Origin of the sequence: Pseudoalteromonas sp. PAST1, from assembly GCF_021532515.1 — a bacterium.
Taxonomy (GTDB): domain Bacteria; phylum Pseudomonadota; class Gammaproteobacteria; order Enterobacterales; family Alteromonadaceae; genus Pseudoalteromonas; species Pseudoalteromonas simplex.
The window spans coordinates 1-2,354 of record NZ_JAKGBH010000110.1 but is presented as its reverse complement, the minus strand read 5'-3'; the positions used below and the strand labels follow the sequence as shown (position 1 = coordinate 2,354).

Genomic DNA, 2,354 nt, shown 5'->3' with positions numbered 1-2,354 from the left:
GTCAAGTCGCGGCTCTGTTTCAGCGCCATAGCAGGAACTATGACTTTTTCGCCCGTTATGGTGGTGAAGAGTTTGTGCTGATCCTGCCAGGCACAGACACAGCGTCCGCAAATAAAACACTGGAAAAATTAAGGCTGGTAGTGGCTAACCATGAATGGCCATTACGACAATTAACGGTCAGCATCGGTTTGGCCAGCGCTGATTTATTTAACGACAAAAAGCAGTTGCTCTAAGCCGCCGATCAGATGTTATACAAAGCTAAAGCCCAAGGCCGCAATCAAACCAGTGTGTTCTGTTAATTTGAGGGGGATCACCTAACAACTGGTAGATAAGCTGGTCTCATATGGGCAATAATTAGTCCGTTTAAATACATCGGTAAAATGCCACTTGCACAGCTTCTTTGTACACTCTGGGACTCTATTTAAAGTTGGCCGGCACATTGATTGCGTAGCGAAAATAGAGTGCTTTAGCCAGCACAATTTCAGATTAGCCGATTCGGTAAGCTTTCTGCATTTCCGGAGACAACTTTTTTAGCCAGTTTGAAAGACTGAAGCCTTTTCTGTCGGTACTATTCAATTTAGTAAAATACAGATGTTCATCCCAGCGAGGACCGAAATCTACTTCAGCAAGACTTACAAGCTGTTTGTTTCTGCGAAGACGATGCTTTTGATGGTAATCTTCGGCTGGCCAAAAATAACCATTTTGTTGTCCGGCTTCAATCACCTCGGGAGACTTATCCTTTCCAATCGCTTGAATCAGTTCTTCAGCTACTTGTTTTTGCTCCTGATCAAAGACAAAAAGTATCTGGCGATACTGACCCTGCTTTCTGACATGAACAAACCATGACTCAAAACCTCCAAGAAGTTCTCTATAGCTAATTTGGTCTTTATCGTAGATCACTCTGACGACTTCGGCGTGTCCCTTGATGTTGCGGTAACTCGGATCCAGAGTTGATGCTCCAGCGTAGCCAACACGTGTTTGCACTACTCCCGGCGTCCCTCCAAAATTTGAATCCGGTCCCCAAAAGCAGCCCGTGCCAAAAACCGTTTGACTAAGTTTTCCGGTTTTCAATGCTTCTTCGATAGCTTCAGGGGTCGCAAATTCATAGCTTTCAACATCGTCTTCTTTATTCATTTTTAGATCCGACATATTTTTCACCTAACTTTTTAAGAATTGTAGCCACTCCCATTCGCAGATCAGCAGCAGCCGACGGTCGTCTTCATGAACATCCAAAAAACAAACTGGATCCCTTTTTCTGTCAAGTACGAATGGTAAATCTTGGTTTTATGGCAGTCTTTATGACCGAACAGCTTGATCAACACACAACGGCTTCTTTTTCCAAAAGGTTCACTTTCATAAAACTCCTCAATTTAAAAATTATTCTACAAACTTCAATGACTCAGAGTTAATGCAGAATCGGACCCCTGATGGCTCAGGGCCATCTGGAAAAACGTGCCCCAGATGGGCTTCGCACACATTGCATAACACTTCGATTCTGCGCCCGTACGTCGTATCCAGTTCATATTGAATTACGTTGTCGGCGACAGGCTCAGAAAAACTCGGCCATCCCGTTCCCGAATCGAACTTTAGGTTCGAGTCAAAGAGTTCGGTGTCGCAGCCAACACAGGCGTATCTACCTGCTTCATAAAATGAACAGAGTTCTCCGGTGTGCGCGCGTTCGGTGCCTTTCATCCGCATGACCCGAAATTGCGCTGGCGTCAGAATTTCTTTCCACTCTTCCTCGCTCCTTTCAACTTTTCTGGGAGGTGCTGGAGTGCCGTTATCGAGGTAGCTGTAAATGCTTTTCCAATTGAACATATATTTGCTCCTTTATTTTAGGGTTCACTCTTTAGCTATCAATCCACGAGAAGAAGTCTGTAGCACTACCAATGAATTCTCCATCCACAAAAACTTGCGGTACAGTTTGGAGATTTGTTCTTTCCTTCAACTCCAGGTAAGTCTTCGGATCGTCGTCTACGCGAATTTGTTTGAAATCGACCTTTTCAGCAGTTAGGTAATTCTTCACGCGTGCGCAAAATGGACAATGGTCTTTCGTATAAATAACAACATTCTTAAGTGCTTTCATTTTTTCCTCGTTCATTTGGTTCATGATTTAGTCTCTTTCAAAATGGCAAGAGTATCCGCTGGGATTCCTCTGCAAATAGTTTTGGTGATATGCCTCAGCGTCGTAGAATTCTTTTTCCAGGGTGACGGTCGTGACCACTTCATTCTCGAAGCGACCGATCTCATTGACCTCATCAATCACGTTTTCGATAATCGCTTTCTGTGCATCGTCACGATAGAACGCTGCCGAGCGATACGAAGTGCCAACATCATTTCCTTGGCGATTCTTC

General features: G+C 44.2%; 5 protein-coding genes. 1 reads left to right on the top strand and 4 read right to left on the bottom strand.

Going from position 1 to position 2,354, the window contains the following annotated elements; all coding sequences use genetic code 11:
- On the top strand, positions 1-233 hold a 233-nt coding region (locus L1272_RS22800; RefSeq protein ID WP_235374352.1), incomplete at its 5' end, for a diguanylate cyclase.
- Positions 234-486: 253 nt separating this feature from the next.
- Here the strand turns inward: L1272_RS22800 and L1272_RS22795 are convergent.
- The 4 genes from L1272_RS22795 to L1272_RS22780 form a co-directional block, all read right to left on the bottom strand.
- On the bottom strand, positions 487-1,149 hold the full coding sequence (locus L1272_RS22795) for a peptide-methionine (S)-S-oxide reductase MsrA (RefSeq protein WP_235374351.1): 663 nt from the start codon (positions 1,147-1,149) through the stop codon (positions 487-489).
- A gap of 228 nt (positions 1,150-1,377) precedes the next feature.
- Entirely contained in the window at positions 1,378-1,818 is a 441-nt protein-coding gene (msrB, locus tag L1272_RS22790; protein ID WP_235374350.1) for a peptide-methionine (R)-S-oxide reductase MsrB, read from the bottom strand.
- 31 nt (positions 1,819-1,849) lie between these two features.
- Positions 1,850-2,110: a glutaredoxin gene (locus L1272_RS22785; protein ID WP_005403706.1), complete on the bottom strand. Its 261-nt coding sequence runs from the start codon at positions 2,108-2,110 to the stop codon at positions 1,850-1,852.
- A gap of 3 nt (positions 2,111-2,113) precedes the next feature.
- Positions 2,114-2,354: peptide-methionine (S)-S-oxide reductase (locus L1272_RS22780; protein ID WP_171405825.1), on the bottom strand; the 241-nt coding region annotated here is incomplete at its 5' end.